This window comes from Pseudomonas sp. H1_D05, from assembly GCF_054682705.1.
Window position 1 is genome coordinate 6,370,447 of record NZ_CP162825.1, and the last position, 19,562, is coordinate 6,390,008.

General features: G+C 59.6%; 16 protein-coding genes. 11 read left to right on the plus strand and 5 right to left on the minus strand.

All coding sequences use genetic code 11. The features are described from left to right. Positions 1-74 precede the first annotated feature (74 nt). From AB4O11_RS28585 to AB4O11_RS28620, 8 genes are all read left to right on the plus strand, one after another. Entirely contained in the window at positions 75-389 is a 315-nt protein-coding gene (locus AB4O11_RS28585; RefSeq protein WP_007908653.1) for an ElaB/YgaM/YqjD family protein, read from the plus strand. A 2-nt stretch (positions 390-391) separates the two neighbouring features. Continuing rightward, positions 392-778, plus strand: coding sequence for a phage holin family protein (locus AB4O11_RS28590; protein WP_007908652.1), 387 nt, complete (start codon positions 392-394; stop codon positions 776-778). Then, on the plus strand, positions 775-1,113 hold the full coding sequence (locus AB4O11_RS28595) for a hypothetical protein (protein ID WP_449123506.1): 339 nt from the start codon (positions 775-777) through the stop codon (positions 1,111-1,113). Before AB4O11_RS28590 ends, AB4O11_RS28595 begins: the two co-directional genes overlap by 4 nt. A gap of 123 nt (positions 1,114-1,236) precedes the next feature. Continuing rightward, on the plus strand, positions 1,237-2,400 hold the full coding sequence (locus AB4O11_RS28600) for an EAL domain-containing protein (RefSeq protein ID WP_093435124.1): 1,164 nt from the start codon (positions 1,237-1,239) through the stop codon (positions 2,398-2,400). 76 nt (positions 2,401-2,476) lie between these two features. Then, positions 2,477-3,805 (plus strand): deoxyguanosinetriphosphate triphosphohydrolase, encoded by a 1,329-nt coding sequence (locus AB4O11_RS28605; protein WP_093435126.1) that lies wholly within the window; start codon positions 2,477-2,479, stop codon positions 3,803-3,805. A gap of 367 nt (positions 3,806-4,172) precedes the next feature. Then, positions 4,173-4,799 (plus strand): response regulator transcription factor, encoded by a 627-nt coding sequence (locus AB4O11_RS28610; protein WP_007908640.1) that lies wholly within the window; start codon positions 4,173-4,175, stop codon positions 4,797-4,799. A gap of 8 nt (positions 4,800-4,807) precedes the next feature. After that, on the plus strand, positions 4,808-8,452 hold the full coding sequence (locus AB4O11_RS28615; protein ID WP_460129690.1) for a transporter substrate-binding domain-containing protein: 3,645 nt from the start codon (positions 4,808-4,810) through the stop codon (positions 8,450-8,452). A gap of 47 nt (positions 8,453-8,499) precedes the next feature. Continuing rightward, positions 8,500-11,445, plus strand: coding sequence for an HD domain-containing phosphohydrolase (locus AB4O11_RS28620; RefSeq protein WP_460091782.1), 2,946 nt, complete (start codon positions 8,500-8,502; stop codon positions 11,443-11,445). On the opposite strand, the gene AB4O11_RS28625 is transcribed toward AB4O11_RS28620, so the two are convergent. Continuing rightward, positions 11,446-11,928 (minus strand): GAF domain-containing protein, encoded by a 483-nt coding sequence (locus tag AB4O11_RS28625; protein ID WP_093435133.1) that lies wholly within the window; start codon positions 11,926-11,928, stop codon positions 11,446-11,448. Continuing rightward, a complete protein-coding gene (locus AB4O11_RS28630; protein ID WP_093435135.1) occupies positions 11,925-12,815 on the minus strand; it encodes an ATP-binding protein in 891 nt (296 codons plus the stop codon). The genes AB4O11_RS28625 and AB4O11_RS28630 overlap by 4 nt, the downstream gene beginning before the upstream one ends. Positions 12,816-12,982: 167 nt before the next feature. On the opposite strand from AB4O11_RS28630, the gene AB4O11_RS28635 reads away from it, so the two are divergent. Further along, positions 12,983-15,304: a hybrid sensor histidine kinase/response regulator gene (locus tag AB4O11_RS28635; protein ID WP_093435137.1), complete on the plus strand. Its 2,322-nt coding sequence runs from the start codon at positions 12,983-12,985 to the stop codon at positions 15,302-15,304. On the opposite strand, the gene AB4O11_RS28640 is transcribed toward AB4O11_RS28635, so the two are convergent. The 3 genes from AB4O11_RS28640 to msrB all read right to left on the minus strand — a co-directional run bounded on the left by AB4O11_RS28640 (position 15,288) and on the right by msrB (position 16,736). Next, entirely contained in the window at positions 15,288-15,749 is a 462-nt protein-coding gene (locus AB4O11_RS28640; RefSeq protein WP_116256540.1) for a MarR family winged helix-turn-helix transcriptional regulator, read from the minus strand. The genes AB4O11_RS28635 and AB4O11_RS28640 overlap by 17 nt on opposite strands. After that, positions 15,746-16,231: a glutathione peroxidase gene (locus AB4O11_RS28645; RefSeq protein ID WP_016985485.1), complete on the minus strand. Its 486-nt coding sequence runs from the start codon at positions 16,229-16,231 to the stop codon at positions 15,746-15,748. The genes AB4O11_RS28640 and AB4O11_RS28645 overlap by 4 nt, the downstream gene beginning before the upstream one ends. A gap of 109 nt (positions 16,232-16,340) precedes the next feature. After that, complete coding sequence (gene msrB, locus AB4O11_RS28650; RefSeq protein WP_093435141.1) at positions 16,341-16,736, minus strand: peptide-methionine (R)-S-oxide reductase MsrB; 396 nt, start codon at positions 16,734-16,736, stop codon at positions 16,341-16,343. A gap of 224 nt (positions 16,737-16,960) precedes the next feature. Here msrB and AB4O11_RS28655 point away from each other — a divergent pair, with 224 nt between their 5' ends. Both AB4O11_RS28655 and htpX read left to right on the plus strand, forming a co-directional pair. After that, positions 16,961-18,172: a pyridoxal phosphate-dependent aminotransferase gene (locus tag AB4O11_RS28655; protein WP_007908620.1), complete on the plus strand. Its 1,212-nt coding sequence runs from the start codon at positions 16,961-16,963 to the stop codon at positions 18,170-18,172. Between the two features lie 303 nt (positions 18,173-18,475). Beyond that, positions 18,476-19,363: a protease HtpX gene (htpX, locus tag AB4O11_RS28660; protein WP_007908619.1), complete on the plus strand. Its 888-nt coding sequence runs from the start codon at positions 18,476-18,478 to the stop codon at positions 19,361-19,363. The last annotated feature ends 199 nt before the right edge of the window (positions 19,364-19,562 follow it).

Consider the following 19,562-nt stretch of genomic DNA (forward strand, 5'->3'; position numbering starts at 1 on the left):
CCAGTCATTTGTACTGAACCTTCGCGCAAGGCTCATACTCGAACGCTTCAGACGTCACTTACGGAGATCCACCCATGGCCAGCATCAAGGCAAAGACCGCTCAAGAAATCCTGATGAACGACTTCCAGACTTTGGTCGCCGACACCGAGCGCTTGCTCGAGCACACCGCCACCCTGGCCGGCGATCAGGCCGATGAGCTGCGCGAGCAGATTCACGACAGCCTGCTGCGCGCCCGCGAAACCTTGAAACTGACCGAAGAAACCTTGCGTGATCGCGGTCAGGCGGCGGTCACTGCCACCGAAGATTACGTCTCGGCCAACCCTTGGCAGTCCGTCGGTATTGCCGCCGGTGTCGGCTTCCTGATCGGCCTGTTGGCTACCCGGCGCTGATTATGTCGATCGGTGAATCCGGCCCGACTGCGGGCACCGCCTCTTCCACGCGACGCCTGGGCGCCGCCGTTCTCGGTCTGCTGCACAGCCATGTCGAATTGTTCGGCATTGAATTGCAGGAGCAGAAATCACGTACCGTCAGCCTGTTACTGTTCGCAGGCCTGGCGTTGGTTTTTGCCCTGTTATTACTGGTGGGCTTATCGACACTGGTGATGATTGTGTTCTGGGACACTTATCGCCTTGCTGCGATCATCGGCCTGTGCGTGTTCTATACCCTGGCCTCGATCTTCTGCGCGCTGCGCCTCAAGGCTGCGATCTTCGATGAGTCCTCGCCTTTCCACGGCACGCTCGAAGAGCTGGCCAACGACCGGGAGCGCCTGCTGCCATGAGCCTGCCTGAACTGCCACACAACAGCTCGCGTCGGGAAATGCGCAAGGCGTTGATCCGCCTGCGCATGGAAATGCATCGTCAGGAAATCCGCCATGAAGCCGGGCAAGTGATGCAGCCTCTGCAGCGCATGCGCGGCATGTCGCAAAACCTGCAAGGTGGTTTCGGCATCAAACACGCGCCTTTGTGGGGCGTGGCCGCCGTTACGCTGTTGGGATTCATCACTGGCAAAGGCGCGAAAAGCGGCGGTGTCGGTGGCCTGACCCGCTTGATTCGGCTCGGCACCAGCCTGGGGCCGCTGATCAAACTGGTGATGCAGAGCTCGGCGAAACGCTAAACAGATACATCTGGCTACATTCTTGCACTGTCGGCGGGATGAATCTCTTTATCCGGAGATTCGATCCCGTGCGCCTACCCGGTCGGCGGGGTTCACCAGAACAAGAACCACTAAGGAGGCCCCGTGATCGACGGGCAACCGCTCGCCTGCTTTCAGCCTTTCATCGATACCGCCACCGGACGCATTGCCGGCGTCGAAGCACTGGGGCGCCTGCGCCAGGCCGACGGTCAACTGAACTCGGTTGGGCCTCTATTCGCCGACCCGCGCACGCCCGCCATTGCCCTGCGCCGTCTCGACCGGCAGATCCGCGATAACGCCTTGAGCCGCTTGCATGAAGCGCCGGCAGACTGGTTTCTCAGCCTGAACATGTCGCCACGCTGGATCAGTCGCCTGCGCGCCGATCAGGCCCTGCCCAGCCTCAAACAATTGGCGCGCTACGGTATCGATCCGCAACGCATCGTCTTCGAGATCACCGAACTGGGTGGCAATGGTCAACGTCTGGCCGAAGTCGTCGCGCGCTATCGCGAGGCGGGAGCAAGAATCGCCATCGACGACTTTGGCGCCGGCTACTCGCAACTGGATCGGGTGCTGGCGCTGCAACCGGACATTCTCAAACTCGATATGCGGCTGTTCCAGGCCGCGGCACTGGGCGGGCCGAGCAGCGACGTGGTCAAGGCCCTCGCGCAGATGGCCGAGAAGACCGGCTGCTGGATCATCGCCGAAGGCGTCGAGACCGAAGCGCAGTTGAATTTCGCCCTGGAATGCGGATCGCGCTATGTGCAGGGATTCCTGTTCGCACGGGCACAGGAGGCGTTTTTCCCCAGTGACGCATTCGTCCAACGCTTCGCCGAGCTGCGCCAGCGCTATGTCCGGCAGAAACTCGTGGAGCGCGGACGACTGATGCAAATGCGCCAGCAACTCGCTGAACTGATGTCGATCCTGCAAGCCTGGGCTCAGGCCCATGCCCCTTTGAGCGCTTTGCCACAACTGGACGCCTTCCCCTGGCTGCTGCGGTTTTATCAATGCGATCGCCACGGCACGCAACTGACGCCCAATCTGGAATGGCGGCAGCATGGCTGGGTCGCCGACAATCGCTATCTGGGGCACAACTGGTCGTGGCGCCCGTACTTCTATCATTTGCTCGCCGAAGGTTGGGAGGAGCGGCGCTTGACGCTCTCCAATACCTACCGCGATGCCACCAGCAATCAGTACTGCCTGACAGCCGGGCAGTTTTTCGACAACGGTGAACGTTTGCTGCTGATCGATATTGACGCCGCCGGACTGTAGTTCCGCTTGCAGGGGCGGACGTGAACCGGGAAGCTAGGGGCCAACGCCCCCAGTCACCTGACGGAGAGAATCAGCCTTGGATTGGCACACCCTGCTCAACCGCGAACGCCTCGGCAAGCCGCTGCACAGCCCGCAAGAACTTGGCCGCAGCCCTTTCCACAAAGACCATGACCGCATCATCTTCTCCGGCGCCTTCCGCCGTCTCGGGCGCAAGACCCAGGTCCACCCGGTCACCAGCAACGATCATATTCACACGCGCCTGACCCACTCGCTGGAAGTCAGTTGCGTCGGCCGTTCGCTGGGCATGCGGGTGGGTGAAACCCTGCGCAATGCCTTGCCCGAATGGTGCGACCCGGCCGATCTCGGCATGGTGGTGCAATCGGCGTGTCTGGCCCACGATATCGGCAATCCGCCGTTTGGTCATTCCGGTGAAGACGCCATCCGCCACTGGTTCCAGCAGGCCGCCGGACGCGGCTGGCTCGACGGCATGAGCGAAGCCGAACGCGCCGACTTCCTCAATTTCGAAGGCAATGCCCAGGGTTTCCGGGTCCTGACTCAGCTAGAGTATCACCAGTTCGACGGCGGCACCCGACTGACCTACGCCACCCTCGGCACTTACCTGAAGTACCCGTGGACCGCGCGCCACGCCGACTCCCTGGGCTACAAGAAACACAAATTCGGCTGCTATCAGAGCGAGTTGCCGCTGCTCGAGCAGATCGCCCACAAACTGGGCCTGCCGCAAATCGAAGACCAGCGCTGGGCGCGTCATCCGCTGGTGTACCTGATGGAAGCCGCCGACGACATCTGCTACGCGCTGATTGATCTCGAAGACGGTCTCGAAATGGAGCTGCTGGAGTACGCCGAAGTCGAATCGCTGCTGCTCGGGCTGGTGGGTGATGATCTGCCGGAAACCTATCGCCAGCTCGGCCCGCAGGATTCGCGCCGACGCAAACTGGCGATCCTGCGCGGCAAGGCCATCGAGCATTTGACCAACGCCGCCGCACGGGCCTTTGTCGAGCAACAGGACGCCCTCCTCGCCGGCACGCTGCACGGCGATCTGGTCGAGCACATGCACGGCCCGGCCAAGCGTTGCGTGCTGAATGCCAAGGACATCGCCCGCAAGAAAATCTTTCAGGACAAACGCAAAACCCTGCATGAAATCGGCGCCTATACCACGCTCGAGATTCTGCTCAACTCGTTCTGCGGCGCGGCGCTGGAACAACACAACGGTCGTACACCGTCATTCAAAAGCCGGCGCATTCTCGATCTGCTGGGCAGTAACGCACCGGATCCGCAGGGATCGTTACACACGTCGTTTCTGCGCATGATCGATTTCATCGCCGGCATGACCGACAGCTACGCCAGCGACATGGCGCTGGAAATGACCGGGCGCTCCAGTCACTGACCCGCTCGCCTACGGGCGGCCATAACGATGGCCGCCCGTATCCACACAGCCTGTGATTATCGACCCACAAGTGTCGACTGGCGTCTGATATGGCTGGAATAGCGGCAATTATTGCGCCGACGAATCAGCAACTTTAAACATCTTTAAAAAGCCATTTACGGCCAGTACTTGCAAATCATTCAAGTCAAACTATAAGCCCGTTCAAATCCAGCACTTCCTTACGTCAAACCTAGTTTGGTTGTAGTCCGTTTCTTCATTAATTGTAGGATTAATCCGATATCGTGACTGAAGCCATGTCACTTCATGCGAGTGCTCATTCAACTGAGCTAAGGTGCGCGCTTTATTCGTGCTTGCATGGGATTTGATTATGAACTCCGTTTTTATTGTCGACGATCACCCGGTCATCCGTCTCGCCGTTCGAATGCTGCTGGAGCATGAAGGTTACAAGGTCGTCGGTGAAACCGATAACGGAGTCGATGCCATGCAAATGGTGCGCGAGTGCATGCCCGATCTGGTCATTCTCGATGTGAGCATCCCCAAGCTGGATGGCCTCGAAGTACTGGCTCGCTTCAATGCCATGGGTTCCCCGTTAAAGATCCTGATCCTGACGGCACAGTGTCCGACGCTGTTCGGCATTCGCTGCATGCAATCCGGCGCATCGGGTTATGTCTGTAAACAGGAAGACTTGAGTGAACTGGTCAGTGCGATCAAAGCGGTACTGTCCGGTTACAACTATTTCCCCAGCCAGGCATTGAATCCGGTGCGCAGCGACGACATCCGTTTTGCCGAACTTGAATTATTCAAATCTGTTAATGATCGTGAGTTGATGGTCTTGCAACTTTTCGCCCAGGGTCGCACTAACAAGGAAATAGCCAAGGGCATGTTTCTGAGTAATAAAACCGTCAGCACCTACAAAAAACGTCTGATGCAAAAACTCAAGGCCAAATCCCTTGTAGAACTTATCGAGATGGCCAAACGAAACGCACTCGTGTGAGAGCCCGCATGCCTAGCCGTTTAAAGGACTATTTAATTGCGTTGAGCGCAGGTTTTTACCTGAGCGCCAATGTGTTCGCCATGCCCGGCACCTCACCTGACTACGCCTTGCTCAGCCGGTCGGCGGACGAGCCAGTTCCGGTCACGCTCGAACACTCCCAACGGCAGTGGCTGCTGACACGTAACGAACTGGTCGTGGGCACCTCCGCGCCCGACTACCCGCCTTTTGACATGACGACCAGCGGCAAGGATTACGAAGGTCTGACGGCCGATTACGCCGGGCTCCTCGGCCAGGCCACCGGTCTACCGATCCGGGTGCAGCGCTTTCCCTCTCGGGACGCGGCGATTAGCGCACTGGTCGATGGCCGGATCGACCTGCTCGGTACCGCGAACGGCTTCGAAGCGGGCAATGCCAACCTGGCGCTGTCGATACCCTACGCCGTTGACATGCCGGTGCTGGTTACCCGCGAGGACGAAACCCGCTCACTCACCGAAGGCCTGGCCGGGCTGCGATTGAGCATGGTCTATCACTATCTGCCGTTGCCCGAAGTCAAAGCGCTATACCCCAAAGCGCTCATCACCTGCTACCCCTCCTACCAGAATGCAATCAACGCCGTGGCGTTCGATCAGGCCGATGTGTTTCTCGGCGACACGCTTTCAACTCACTACATGATCAACAAGGGTTATCTGAACAACGTGCGCATGGCCAATTTCGGCAAGCAGGAAGCCCAGGGATTCAGCTTCGCCGTGCGCCGCAACAACCCACAACTGCTGGCGATCATCGATGCAGTACTAAAAGCTGTGCCGGCCAGTGAGCGTGACAATATTGCCAAGCGCTGGAGCGCTGGCAACGATCTGCTGCTCACCGACCGGAAACTGCAACTGACACAGCGCGAAGAAGCGTGGCTCAAACAGCATCCGGTGGTCAGTGTGGTGGTCAATGAAGCGTTCGCGCCGCTGACATTCTTTGACAACGACGGTAATTTTCGCGGCATCAGTGCCGACCTGCTCGAGCTGATCCGCCTGCGCACCGGCCTGCGTTTCGAGATCCGTCGCAGCCGCAACGACGCGGAAATGATCCAGCAGATCGACCGTCATCAAGCCGATCTGATCGCCGCATTACTGCCGACGGCGGAGCGCGAGAAAACCCTCAATTTCAGTCGTCCCTATCTGGAAAACTCCTACGTTCTGCTGACCCGCAAAAGCGCGGATGGTCCGACCAATCTGGGCAAGCTCAAGGGCAAGCGACTGGCGATTGCCCAAGGCAATCCGATGGTCGAGTACCTGCGTCGGGAATATCCGCGCATCCAGTTGATCGAAACGGCAGATACGTTCAGCGCGGTGTCCCAGCTCGCTGAAGGCCATGTCGACGGTGCGGTGAACTCGCTGGTGATTGCCAACTACTTCATTTCTTCACGAATCTTCAATCAGGCGCTGCAGATCACCACCACGATCGGCACGGGCCAGGCGGCGTTTTCACTGGCGACCGCGCGGGACAACACGGAACTGACGTCGATCATCAACAAGGCGTTGTTGAGCATCGCCCCCGACGAACTGGGGGTGATCAATGGACGCTGGCGCGGTTACTCGACTGTCTCGCAGAACATCTGGCACAACTACCAACGCCTGTTCTATCAAGTGATCATCGGCGCTTTCCTGTTACTGCTGTTGCTGCTGGTCTGGAACGCTTACATGCGCCACCAGATCAAAAAACGCCAGGCTGCCGAACGAGCGCTGAACGACCAGTTCGAATTCATGCGTTCGCTGGTCGACGGCACACCGCATCCAATTTACGTGCGCGACCGCCAGGGCCGGTTGCAAAGTTGCAATGAGAGCTATCTCGAAGCATTCAATGCCCGCCGCGAGGATGTCATCGGCAAAAACGTCATCGATGGCTCCCTGAGCAATGCCTTCGAGGCCCAGGCCTTTCAGGCCGATTACCAGCGTGTCATCGCCGAAGGCACGCCGATGGTCGTCGACCGGCCCCTGCACATCGGCAACCGGCGTCTGACGATCTATCACTGGATACTGCCGTACCGCGACTCCAGCGGTGAGGTGAAAGGCATCATTGGCGGCTGGATCGACATCAGCGAGCGCCGCCAGCTGTTCGACGAGTTGCGTACGGCCAAAGAACGGGCGGATGAGGCCAACCGGGCGAAAAGCACCTTTCTGGCGACCATGAGCCACGAGATCCGCACGCCGATGAACGCGGTGATCGGCATGCTCGAACTGACGCTCAAACGCATGGATCCGCAGCATCCGGATCGCTCATCCATCGACACCGCGTACCACTCGGCCAAGGACTTGCTGGGTTTGATCGGCGACATTCTCGACATCGCACGGATCGAATCCGGGCGTCTGAGTCTTTGTCCGGAACGGGTCAATCTGGTCGATACGGTGACGTCAGTCGCCAGGATCTTCGACGGTCTCGCCCGGCAGAAAAACCTCTCCCTGCAAGTCATCTTCAACCCACCGGATCTGGCCGTCGATGTGCATCTGGACCCACTGCGTTTCAAGCAGGTGCTGTCGAATCTGGTCAGCAATGCGATCAAATTCACTGAGCAGGGGCATGTGCGGATCACCCTCGACCTCATGAACACCGATGTACCTGCCCGCGCCCTGATGCAGTTGACCGTACAGGACAGCGGCGTCGGTATCAGTGCCGAGGATCAGCAGCGCTTGTTCGAACCGTTTGCCCAAGCGGAAAACAGCAGCCAGCAAGGCAGAGGTGGTGCCGGCCTGGGGCTGGTGATCAGCCGTAACCTGTGCGAAATGATGGGCGGGCAATTGCAATTGAGCAGCCAGCCTGGCATCGGCACCCAGGTCTGCGTCTCGCTGGCACTGGAAACGCTGCCGATACAGCTGAGCACGGTCAAAAGTGAATCCCCAATCAAGGCATCGCAGACCCCCTTACGCGTGTTGGTGGTGGACGACCATCCCGCCAATCGCCTGCTGATGTGTCAACAACTGGAGTTTCTCGGCCATCACTTCAGCATTGCCGAGAACGGTTGCAGCGGCCTGGAACTGTGGAAAACCGGCCACTTCGATCTGGTGATTGTCGACTGCAACATGCCGTTGATGAATGGCTATGAACTGACCCGCGCCATTCGACAGCAGGAACTGCAGGCGCGCTGTCCGCCATGCACCGTGCTGGGCTTCACGGCCAATGCGCAGCCCGAAGAAATCCAGCGCTGCAAGCAGGCCGGCATGAACGACTGCCTGTTCAAACCCCTGAGCCTGAGCCTGCTCAGCCAGTGGGTCGATGGCATCACACCGACATCAGCGCCGCCGGCTTTCAACCTGCAAAACCTGAACATGCTGACCGGTGGCAATCCGGCCCAGGCTCGCCGTCTGCTGGCGGAATTGCTCAAAAGCAGCCGTATCGACCGAGAGGAACTGCTCGCACTGTCGCCGGAACAGGATCGCGGGGCGCTGGCGGTGGTCGCTCACAAAATCAAGGGTGCGGCACGTATCGCGCAGGCATCGCGCGTGATCGAGTGTTGCGATGCCCTTGAGCAGGCCTGCGCCGAGGCCATGGCGACAGACGAAGTCGCTCGCCGTTGCGAGGCGAGCAACCGCGCCATGCTCGAACTGGAGCAGGCACTACAGCAACAATTGGCGGTGTCGGATCGAAGCACAATGAGCTTGCCTTAACTATGCTTGGCGCTGAGCAGTGAGTTAACCATCATGGAGAGTCCGAAATGCCCAGCCCACTGCGCCCGGAGCAACGCCGGTTTCCGCTGCATGTGCACATCAGCGTCATGTTCACATTCCTGTTGCTGCTCACCGGGGTCGTACTGGGCCTGTTCAATTATCACCAGACCACGCAGATCATCCTGTCGAGCAGCGAAAAGCTGTTCGACAGGATCGAACAAGACGTACGTCTGGACATGTCCGCCACCTATCAGCCGATTCGGCACCTGCTGAGTTTGCTGGCGGATGACCCCGCCACTCAGGCCGCGCGCCTTGAACAACGCTTGCCCTTGCTCCGACCGTTTAGCCAGTCGCTCAGCGACAATCCCAATCTGGCGTCGCTATATCTGGGTTATGCCAATGGCGATTTTTTCATGGTGCGTCCGCTGCGCAGCGCCGCCATCAAGACATTGCTCAAGGCCCCTGAAGCGGCGGCGTATCAGGTCTGGAGTATCGAACATGACCCGCAGGGCGCGATGCACTCGCAATCGCTGTTTTTTGACCAGACATTGTCGCTGATCAGCCGTCAGGACAACCCCGACGACAGCTACGATCCGCGTAGCCGCGCGTGGTTCAACCATGCTCGCCAGCAAAACGAACAAATCACCACCGAGCCCTACGTGTTTTTCTCCACGCGCAATGTCGGCACGACGCTGGCCCGACGCAGCGGCGAGAACGCCGTCATCGGTGCTGACCTGACGCTGGTCGCCCTGTCGGCGGCGCTGAGCAAACATGTCGTCACACCCTCCACCGAAATTGCCCTGTTCGATGCCGAAGGCAACGCTGTGGCCTATCCCGACAGCGAACGCCTGATCGTCGACAGTAGCGGCGCGCATCTGGCCAAAGCGGCGGATCTGAGTCCGGGCTTGCATGCGCTGTTGTCCGGCGCAGCCACAGGCAATCGCCTGGAAGCCGATGGTCGCCAGTGGATCGTCGCCCGCAGCAACATTCAGGAGGGCGGTCCGAAAGGTTTGCAGTTGGCGCTGCTGGTGCCCGAGGACGAGTTATTGATCGATGCCTACCGCCTGCGCTGGCAAGGCGCGCTGATCACCCTCGCGACCCTGCTGCTGTGCCTGCCGCTGGGCTGGGTGATTTCGCGAATTCTGGTCAAGCCGTTGCATGCACTGGTCAAGGAAGCCGACGCGATTCGCAGTTTCGATTTCAACTTTCCTCTGGCCCGCCGCTCGCCGGTGCTTGAAGTCGACCAGTTGAGCGTGTCGATGGCGCGGATGAAAGACACCCTGGCGAGTTTCTTCCGGATTACCGACACCCTCGGCGCCGAAACCCGCTTCGCCCCGCTGCTGCAACGGGTGCTGTTTGAAACGGTGCAGATTGCGCAGGCGCAGGCAGGGCTGATCTATCTGCGTGAAAGCGACAGCAGCCGCATGGAGCCATACGGGCTGGTGATCGATGGTACGTCTCAGGCGTTGGAAGCATTCGACATTCAGGGCCACGACCTGCAGCAGAACAAAGGGCCGGCGTGGTTTGAACAATTGGTCGGCGCCAATAACGTGGTGAGCAACTTCGGCGTCGATCAGGCCGGCGACTTGCAGAAGGTCCTGCTGGCAATGCAATCGCCCCGCATCCATCTGATCGGCATCCGCCTGCACAACCGCCACGACGAAACCATCGGCCTGCTGATTCTGCTGGTGAGCGACAGCGGCACGGCAGCCGATCTGGAAAAACTGCGCCCTGATCGCATCGCGTTCCTCCAGGCTGTCTCCGGCGCGGCGGCGGTCAGCATCGAGAGCCAACGCCTGCAAGCCCGCCAAAAGCAATTGCTCGACGCCTTCATTCAACTGCTCGCTGGCGCCATCGACGCCAAGAGTCCGTACACCGGCGGCCATTGTCAGCGCGTGCCAGAGCTGACGTTGATGCTCGCTCAGGCGGCAGCGGCAAGCGAGGCGCCGGCGTTCAGTGCCTACCAACCGAGCGAGGATGAATGGGAAGCCTTGCACATTGCCGCGTGGCTGCACGACTGCGGCAAGGTGACGACGCCGGAATACGTGGTCGACAAGGCCACCAAACTGGAAACCATCAACGACCGTATTCATGAAATTCGCACGCGTTTCGAAGTGCTCAAGCGTGATGCCTGGATCAGCTATTGGCAGGCGTGCGCTCTGGGCGGCGATGAGACTGCACTGGCCGAATTGCGCGATGCCACGCTGACGGCGCTGGACGACGATTTTACGTTTGTCGCGCGCTGCAATCTGGGCAGTGAAGCGATGGCAGAGGCGGATCTGCAGCGCCTTGACCATCTGGCGCAACGCACCTGGCTACGCACCCTTGATGACCGCTTGGGCGTGTCATGGGAAGAGAACCGGCGTCAGGCGCGCACGCCGGCACCGAATCTGCCGGTCAGTGAAAAGCTTTTGGCAGACAAGCCAGAGCACTTGCTTGAACGCGACCCGAACGAGTTGATCCCCGAAGACAATCCATGGGGCTTCAAACTGGATGTACCGCACTACAAATACAATCGCGGCGAGCTGTACAACCTGAGCATCAACCGTGGCACCCTGACCCGCGAAGAGCGCTACATGATCAATCACCACATGGTGCAGACGATCATGATGCTCAGCCACCTGCCCTTCCCCGGCCACCTCGACAGCATTGCCGAAATCGCCGGCGGTCATCATGAAAAAATGGACGGCACCGGTTACCCGAAACGCCTGAAGCGTGAGGACATGAGCCTGCCCGCGCGAATGATGGCGATTGCCGATATCTTTGAGGCGCTGACCGCAGCCGATCGCCCGTACAAAAAGGCCAAAACCCTGAGCGAGGCCTTGGCGATCATGGCCACCATGTGCCGTGAGGCGCACATCGATGCTCAGCTATTCGGATTGTTCATCAACGAAGGCGTTTACATGCAGTACGCCGTGCGCTTTCTCGATCCCGCACAGATCGATAACGTCGATCCGGCCAGCCTGTTGCACAAGGCTGGCCTCACCGCATGATCAGCAGTCGGTCAGACGCAGGAAAATCGCTGCCAGTTGCTCGATGCCAGCCTGATCCTGCGCGGTAAAACGCGCCAGCTTCGGGCTGTCGAGGTCGAGTACACCGATCAGGCGACCGTCCTTGACCAACGGCACGACCAGCTCGCTGTTCGAGGCGCTGTCGCAGGCGATATGCCCCGGGAACGCGTGTACGTCTTCAACGCGCTGGGTTTGCCGAGTGGCCGCCGCCGCGCCACACACACCACGGCCAAACGGGATGCGCACGCAGGCGATCTGCCCCTGGAACGGACCAAGCACCAGTTCTTCGTTGCGATTGAGGTAAAAGCCCGCCCAGTTCAGGTCATCGAGCTGGTTGAACAGAAACGCCGAAAACTGCGCGGCGTTGGCGATGAAATCGCGCTCGTCCGCCAGCAGCGATTCCAGTTGTGCGGCCAACATGCCATAGCCTTCGAGGCCTTGGCCGCTTTGCTGCAAATCAATCATGCCTTGTGCTCCAACAATTTCAGTCCCACCCAGTAACGGGCGAATTGGTACGCGCAACGTCCGTTGCGATTACCGCGGCCGGTGGCCCAACGCACGGCGAGGATGTCCAGTGCTTCGTCGCGCTGCCAGCTCAGGCCGGCCTTGGCGGCCAACTGACCGATCCAGTGTTCGACGACGTTAAGGAAGTGTTCTTGGGTAAACGGATAGAACGACAGCCACAGACCGAAACGGTCCGACAGCGCGATCTTGTCTTCAACGGCTTCGCTGGGATGCAGTTCGCCGTCGACGCGTTTCCAGTTTTCGTTATCGCTCTCCTTTTCCGGCACCAAGTGGCGGCGGTTGGAGGTGGCGTACAGCAAGACATTGTCCGGGGCCTGCTCGAGCGAGCCGTCGAGGACGCTTTTGAGAACGCGATAATCGCCTTCACCGGATTCGAACGACAAGTCATCGCAAAACAGCACGAAGCGTTGTGGCAGCTTGCCGATCTGCTCGACCACCCGCGGCAGATCCGCCAGATGATCACGCTCGATCTCGATCAGGCGCAGGCCGGTGGCGGCGTGTTCCGCCAGCAAGGCCCGCACCAGCGACGACTTGCCGGTACCGCGCGAACCCCAGAGCAACGCATGGTTGGCCGGCATGCCATCGAGAAACTGCTGGGTGTTGCGCCCCAGCTGTTCGAGCTGACGGTCAACGCCGATCAGGTCGGACAAGCGCATGTCGAGGCTGACTTCCAGCGGCATCAGATAGCCGCTGCGCCCGTCGCGTTGCCAGCGCGCCGCCAGACAAGTGCCCCAGTCGATCACCGGCCGTGGTGCCGGCAACAACGGTTCGATACGCGCCAGAACCGACTCGGCGCGTTCAAGAAAAGCATTTAATCGGGAATCCACGTCTTCTCCTCGGGCACGTTCACAGTGATGATGGTGAATCCTGCGACGACACACAGATAAAAATCACCCTACCAAGCCTTGTTACAAGGCGATTCGGGAACCTCGGTATCCATACATGATCGACTATGCTTGAGCAGCGAAGGGAAACGGAAGTGGTTCAACACCCCATGGATATCAAATTCACCCACCGGCTGTCTTACAAGCAAGCCAGGCTTACCGTGCTGGTCGGGTTCATTCTGGGCACGCTGCTCAGCCTGCTGCAAATCGGCATCGATTATGCCAGTGAAGACGCCTCCATCAACCGTGAAATCCTGTCTTTGCTGGAAATCAGCCATAACCCGGCCTCACGGATCGCCTACAACATCGACGCCGAACTGGCGCAGGAACTGACCCTGGGCCTGTTGCGCTCGCCGGCAATCATTTCTGCGCAACTGATCGACAACAACAATACGGTGCTGGCCAGCGTCAAACGCCCGGAACTGCAAAGCGGCTATCGGGTCATCAGCGACTTCCTGTTTGGCGCCAAACGCCAGTTCGAAGACCGTCTGTATCTGGATCATCTGCCCAATGAATCGCTGGGCGTGTTAAGCCTTGAGGTCGACACCTATGCCTTCGGCAGTCGCTTCCTGCGCCGCGCCGAGGTGACCCTGCTCAATGGCTTCGCCCGCAGCCTGATTCTCACCGGCATCCTGTTGGCGCTGTTCTATGTGATGTTGACCAAACCACTGGTGCGGGTCATCCGCGAACTCAGCGGGCGCGACCCGCGCAGCGCCGAGCCGACCACGCTGGAGTGCCCGTCCGGCCACGGCAACGATGAAATCGGCGTGCTGGTCAAAGTCGCCAATCAGCAATTCGAGAACATTGCCACCGAGATCCAGCAGCGACGCAACGCCGAAAACCGTCTGACCGACTACCTCGGACAACTGGAAAACATCGTCTCGGCGCGCACCGCTGAACTCAAGGCGATCAACGCACGGCTGAGCCAGTCCAATCAGGAACTCGAAGTCGCCCGCAGCACCGCCCTGGAAATGGCCGAGGCCCGCTCGGCGTTCCTCGCCAACATGAGCCATGAGATCCGCACGCCGCTCAACGGCCTGCTGGGAATGATCGCGCTGTCACTCGACGGTCCGTTGAATGCCGAACAGCAGCAACAACTGTCGATCGCCCACGACTCGGGCAAGGTGCTGGTCGAATTGCTCAACGATATTCTCGACCTGTCGAAGTTCGATGCCGGGCAACTGGAGCTTGAGCACATCCCGTTCGATCTTGGCTCATTGATCGAAGACACCGCCAACCTGCTGTCGCAGAATGCCGCGCCGAGCGTCGAACTGACCTGCCTGATCGACCCGCACTTCCCGGCACTGGTGCTGGGCGATCCGACTCGCGTGCGGCAGATCGTCAGCAACCTGCTGTCCAACGCGCTGAAATTCACCCGCTTCGGCCGGGTCGATGTGCGCTTGTCGACCTACAAGGATGGCGTGCGCATCGAGGTCTGCGACACCGGCATCGGTATCGCCCAGGACGCGCAGCTGAAAATCTTCCAGCCGTTCACTCAGGCGGGCGCCGGTATCACTCGACAATATGGCGGCACCGGGCTGGGTCTGGCGCTGACGTATAACCTCTGCGAAGCCATGCAGGGGCGTCTGACCATCAGTTCCGAAACCGGGTTCGGCAGTCAGTTCTGTGCCGAGCTGCCATTGCCGTGTCATACCCGCGCACTGGTTCCGGCGCCGCTGCACGGAAAAATCCTCGCCATCACCGCTGCCAGCAGTGGACTGGCGGAACTGTTGCAGAGCCTGCTGCCGGTGTGGGGACTTACATATGAGCAGCGCACCATCGATGACTCACTGCTGGGCCTGACGCCGGACGTGGTGATCACCGATTGTCCGGAGTGCCTGTTCGGTTTGCGCCCGACGCTTGGGGCGCCGATTTTGCTGGTAACCGCCTACGGCAGTTTCCTGCCCAGCGAAGAAGCCGCCGCACTCGCGCCTCTGCAGCAACAGGCCCGACCATTGGCGCGTAATGCGCTCTACCAGAACCTGCGACGTACCCTGCAACCGGACGTGGTCGCCGTTAACGATGCGCAGCTCGAAACGTCTCCCTCGGTGCGGCGCGGGCGGGTGTTGCTGGTCGAGGACAACCCGGTCAATCAACTGGTGGCCAAAGGCATGCTCGGCAAACTGGGCTGCGAGGTCATCGTCGCCGCCCACGGTGCCGAAGCGCTGGATCAGTTGGAGTATCACGAATTCGATCTGGTGCTGATGGACTGCAACATGCCCGTGATGGATGGCTACGAAGCCAGCCGACAGATCCGTCAAAGCGGGCGCTGGCCGAGCCTGCCCATCGTCGCTCTGACCGCCAACGCCATGTCCGAAGAACGCGAACGCTGTCGCGCAGCCGGCATGAGCGACTATCTGGCCAAGCCGTTTCGCCGTGAAGAGCTGGCGGCGCTGCTCGATCAGTGGATCCCGACTACGACAGCGCTTTGATCTGCCCCAGCAAGTGATCGAGGCCGTCACGCAACTCATTGAGACGGTCCAGATCCACCCCGCTGTCGCACAGCAATCGGGCCTTGAGCGGCCCGACCTGCTCGCGCAAGGCTTGCCCCGCCGGCGTCAGACTCAGGTGCACTTCGCGCTCGTCACGCGTTGAACGCTGGCGCTGTACCCATTGCAACTGTTCCAGACGCTTGAGCAATGGCGTCAGCGTGCCCGAGTCCAGTGCCAGACGCTCGCCCAACGCCTTGACCGTCGGTTGCTCCGGCGCAGCGTCCTGCCATTCCCACAACACCAGCATCGCCAGGTATTGCGGGTACGTCAGGCCGAGCTGATCGAGCATCGGTTTGTAGGCACGAATCACCGCCCGAGAGGCGGCGTACAGCTTGAAGCACAACTGGTTGTCGAGCTTCAGCGAATCGACCGGCAAGCTGTTCATTTGAGCAGGGCTTCGATCTCGCCGCTCAGCTCCTGCGGCTTGGTGGTCGGGGCAAAACGCTTGACCAGTTTTCCGTCCTTGCCAATCAGGAACTTGGTGAAGTTCCACTTGATGCCCTGGGAGCCAAGCAGGCCCGGCGCGCGTTTTTTCAGCTGCACGAACAGCGGATGCGCGTCTCCACCGTTAACGTCGATCTTCTTGAACAGCGGGAAGCTGACGCCGAAGTTCAGCTCGCAGAACTCACTGATCGCCCCTTCGTTACCCGGCTCCTGCTTGCCGAACTGATTGCACGGAAAGCCCAGAACCACCAGGCCCTGATCCTTGTAGGTCTGCCACAGTTCTTCGAGGCCTTTGTACTGTGGAGTGAAACCGCATTTGCTCGCGGTGTTGACCACTAAAACCGCTTTACCGGCGAAATCGGCGAGGGTCTTTTGCTCCCCCTTGATGGTGGTGCACGGAATGTTCAACAGGTTGTCGCTCATGGCGTCGGGCTCCGCAGACAGTCAAGAAAGATCAAACATAGCGAGCAATTAAATTGTGTGCAATTTAATTATCGAATAATAAGGCGACCCGAAGGTCGCCTTCATTCGTTTATGCGCGTGGAACCAGATCCAGGCAAACCGAATTGATGCAATAACGCAAACCAGTCGGCGGCGGGCCGTCCGGGAACACATGACCCAGATGCGCATCGCAGCGCGCGCACTTCACTTCCGTACGGATCATGCCGTGACTGATGTCACGGATTTCAGTCATCGCGCTTTCGCCGATTGGCGCGTAGAAGCTCGGCCAGCCGCAGCCGGAGTCGAATTTGGTCTTGGAGTCGAACAGCGGCTCGTTGCAGCAGACGCAGTGGTAGATACCATCGGTCTTGGTGTCGTTGTATTTACCGGAGAACGGGCGCTCGGTCGCGCTCAGACGACAAACGTTGTACTGCTCAGGGTCGAGCATCGCCCGCCATTCTTCCAGGGTTTTTTCCAACTTTTCCATCATCACACCTCAGCGGCTGAAAAAGCCCGATCTGTACCTTTTCCACGGATCGGGCGGCACGTATGATTGCGCCTCGTCACGCACCAGTCTGGCAGCCAGACCGGGCGCATTCAAACGGATTATGGGAGCCACGGCTCAAGACGTCCGCCTGTGTGAAGACGCAGGAATCCCAGTACGGTTGTCCATCCGCCGCCTGGATCGTTCATTTTCGGGATCACATCGCCATGCAGTTCAGCAAATCGAACAAGCTCGCCAACGTCTGCTACGACATTCGCGGCCCGGTGCTCAAGCACGCCAAACGACTGGAAGAGGAAGGCCAGCGCATCCTCAAGCTGAACATCGGCAACCCGGCGCCGTTTGGTTTCGAAGCGCCGGACGAAATTCTTCAGGATGTGATCCGCAACCTGCCGACCGCGCAAGGCTACAGCGACTCCAAAGGTCTGTTCAGCGCGCGTAAAGCGGTGATGCAGTACTACCAGCAGAAGAATGTTGAAGGTGTCGGCATCGAAGACATCTATCTGGGTAACGGCGTATCCGAACTGATCGTGATGTCGTTGCAGGCGCTGCTCAACAACGGCGACGAAGTGCTGGTGCCCGCCCCGGACTACCCGTTGTGGACTGCCGCCGTCAGCCTCGCCGGCGGTAACGCCGTACATTACTTGTGCGACGAAGGCGCCGACTGGTTCCCGGATCTGGCCGACATCAAGGCCAAGATCACCCCGAACACCAAAGCGATGGTGATCATCAACCCGAACAACCCGACCGGCGCGGTGTATTCGAAGGAAGTGTTGCTGGGCATGCTGGAAATCGCCCGCGCGCACAACCTGGTGGTGTTCTCCGACGAGATCTACGACAAGATTCTGTACGACGATGCCGTGCACATCTGCACCGCGTCGCTAGCCCCGGACTTGCTGTGCCTGACCTTCAACGGTCTGTCGAAGTCCTACCGTGTGGCGGGTTTCCGCTCCGGCTGGATCGCCATTTCCGGGCCGAAGCACAACGCGCAGAGCTACATCGAAGGCATCGACATGCTGGCCAACATGCGCCTGTGCGCCAACGTGCCGAGCCAGCATGCGATCCAGACCGCTTTGGGCGGCTATCAGAGCATCAACGACCTGGTGCTGCCGCAGGGTCGTCTGCTGGAACAGCGTAACCGCACCTGGGAATTGCTTAACGACATTCCTGGCGTGAGCTGCGTCAAGCCGATGGGCGCGCTGTATGCGTTCCCGAAGATCGACCCGAAAGTCTGCCCGATCCATAACGACGAGAAGTTCGTCCTCGACCTGCTGCTCTCCGAGAAGCTGCTGGTGGTACAGGGCACGGCGTTCAACTGGCCGTGGCCGGATCACTTCCGCGTGGTCACCCTGCCCCGCGTCGACGATCTGGAAATGGCCATCGGCCGTATCGGCAACTTCCTCAAGTCCTACCGCCAGTAACTGGCCAGCAGTGCGCAACGGCCAAACGTTGCGCACTGTCTGATTCAGCAACACTTCTGCGTTCCGCGTCCGCGCACGCCTTCTACACTTGCGATTCGTACCGTTTACCTGCGTCCAGCTTAATGGCGACGGGTCGCGGCTGGCCGTCATCCCTATCGTTATCTGTCGTGGGAAATGTGCCGGGCACCGAAGAATCCGCTGTAGGACACAGTTTGAAATAGTCACTCAGTTGAATAGCCCGGTGCAGCACCTTATATACCCCGCAGTACGCTACATCTTTAGCTTGAGGAGATTTCTACAACCATGATGCGCATCCTGCTGTTTTTGGCCACTAACCTGGCGGTCGTGCTGATAGCCAGCATCACCCTGAGCCTTTTCGGCTTCAACGGGTTCATGGCGGCCAACGGGGTTGATCTCGACCTTAGTCAGCTGCTGGTTTTCTGTGCAGTCTTTGGTTTCGCCGGCTCGCTGTTCTCGCTGTTCATCTCCAAGTGGATGGCGAAGATGAGCACTGGCACCCAGATCATCAGCCAGCCACGTACCCGGCATGAGCAATGGCTGCTGCAAACTGTCGAGCAACTGTCCCGCGAAGCCGGGATCAAGATGCCCGAAGTCGGTATTTTCCCGGCCTACGAAGCAAACGCCTTCGCCACCGGCTGGAACAAGAACGACGCGTTGGTCGCGGTCAGCCAGGGCTTGCTCGAGCGCTTCTCACCCGATGAAGTGAAAGCCGTGCTGGCCCACGAAATCGGCCACGTCGCCAACGGCGACATGGTCACCCTGGCGCTGATCCAGGGCGTGGTGAACACCTTCGTGATGTTCTTTGCGCGGATCATCGGCAACTTCGTCGACAAAGTGATCTTCAAGAACGAAGAAGGCCAAGGCATCGCCTACTACGTGGCGACCATTTTTGCCGAACTGGTACTGGGCATTCTCGCCAGTGCGATCGTCATGTGGTTCTCGCGCAAGCGCGAATTCCGTGCCGACGAAGCCGGCGCCCGCCTGGCCGGTACCAGCGCAATGATCGGCGCACTGCAACGCCTGCGCGCCGAACAGGGCCTGCCGGTGCACATGCCGGACACCCTTAACGCCTTTGGCATCAACGGTGGTATCAAACAGGGCTTTGCCCGCATGTTCATGAGCCACCCGCCGCTGGAAGAGCGTATCGACGCCCTGCGTCGTCGCGGTTGATCCGACCGGTGTAACAATGAAAAAGGCCCGCAGTGATGCGGGCCTTTTTTACATCTTTGGAGTGTGCGCCGACAGTGCCGGCCCTTTCGCGAGCAAGCTCGCTCCCACAGGGTTCTGCGGTGTTTAGGCGATCTGTGACATAGCACAAATCACTGTGGGAGCGAGCTTGCTCGCAAAGAGGCCCGTAACGGCGCCAACA

Bases quoted from the DNA above. Each gene is read 5' to 3' on its own strand.
- AB4O11_RS28585 (WP_007908653.1), top strand. From the start codon at position 75: ATGGCCAGCATCAAGGCAAAGACCGCTCAAGAAATCCTGATGAACGAC.
- AB4O11_RS28590 (WP_007908652.1), top strand. From the start codon at position 392: ATGTCGATCGGTGAATCCGGCCCGACTGCGGGCACCGCCTCTTCCACG.
- AB4O11_RS28595 (WP_449123506.1), top strand. From the start codon at position 775: ATGAGCCTGCCTGAACTGCCACACAACAGCTCGCGTCGGGAAATGCGC.
- AB4O11_RS28610 (WP_007908640.1), top strand. From the start codon at position 4,173: ATGAACTCCGTTTTTATTGTCGACGATCACCCGGTCATCCGTCTCGCC.
- AB4O11_RS28615 (WP_460129690.1), top strand. From the start codon at position 4,808: ATGCCTAGCCGTTTAAAGGACTATTTAATTGCGTTGAGCGCAGGTTTT.
- AB4O11_RS28620 (WP_460091782.1), top strand. From the start codon at position 8,500: ATGCCCAGCCCACTGCGCCCGGAGCAACGCCGGTTTCCGCTGCATGTG.
- AB4O11_RS28625 (WP_093435133.1), bottom strand. From the start codon at position 11,928: ATGATTGATTTGCAGCAAAGCGGCCAAGGCCTCGAAGGCTATGGCATG.
- AB4O11_RS28635 (WP_093435137.1), top strand. From the start codon at position 12,983: ATGGATATCAAATTCACCCACCGGCTGTCTTACAAGCAAGCCAGGCTT.
- AB4O11_RS28640 (WP_116256540.1), bottom strand. From the start codon at position 15,749: ATGAACAGCTTGCCGGTCGATTCGCTGAAGCTCGACAACCAGTTGTGC.
- AB4O11_RS28645 (WP_016985485.1), bottom strand. From the start codon at position 16,231: ATGAGCGACAACCTGTTGAACATTCCGTGCACCACCATCAAGGGGGAG.
- msrB (WP_093435141.1), bottom strand. From the start codon at position 16,736: ATGGAAAAGTTGGAAAAAACCCTGGAAGAATGGCGGGCGATGCTCGAC.
- AB4O11_RS28655 (WP_007908620.1), top strand. From the start codon at position 16,961: ATGCAGTTCAGCAAATCGAACAAGCTCGCCAACGTCTGCTACGACATT.
- htpX (WP_007908619.1), top strand. From the start codon at position 18,476: ATGATGCGCATCCTGCTGTTTTTGGCCACTAACCTGGCGGTCGTGCTG.